The organism is Pseudomonas sichuanensis, assembly GCF_003231305.1.
Taxonomy (GTDB): domain Bacteria; phylum Pseudomonadota; class Gammaproteobacteria; order Pseudomonadales; family Pseudomonadaceae; genus Aquipseudomonas; species Aquipseudomonas sichuanensis.
Genome location: NZ_QKVM01000162.1, coordinates 1 through 303 on the forward strand (window position 1 = coordinate 1; position 303 = coordinate 303).

Annotated in this window: 1 protein-coding gene; it reads right to left on the reverse strand. The window is 69.3% G+C overall.

Going from position 1 to position 303, the window contains the following annotated elements; all coding sequences use genetic code 11:
- A partial coding sequence (locus DM373_RS28555; protein WP_279630505.1) for a contractile injection system protein, VgrG/Pvc8 family occupies positions 1-303 on the reverse strand: 303 nt, incomplete at both ends.

Below are 303 nucleotides of genomic sequence, written 5' to 3' on the forward strand. Positions count from 1 at the left end.
CTGGCCACCTGGCTGCCGGGTACCTTCGGCCTGGAATGGGTCAGCGGCGGGCGGAACAGCAGGTCCCAGGGGGTGGCGGTGAAAGTGTTGCTGTAGCGCTGCACGGCATCGCTGGGTTCGGCGTGTTCTTCGAGCACCTGGGGCTGGCGCCCTTCGTGGTGCACGCTGGTCAGCAGCCACAGGTCGTTCCACGGCTCGCGCGGGTGGTCGGTCAGTTGCAGCAGGTGGCCGCTGAGCAGATGCGGGGCGTCACTCGCGCCCTCTGCCTGGCAATGGTTGGCCCGGCAACGTTGCAGCGCCCGC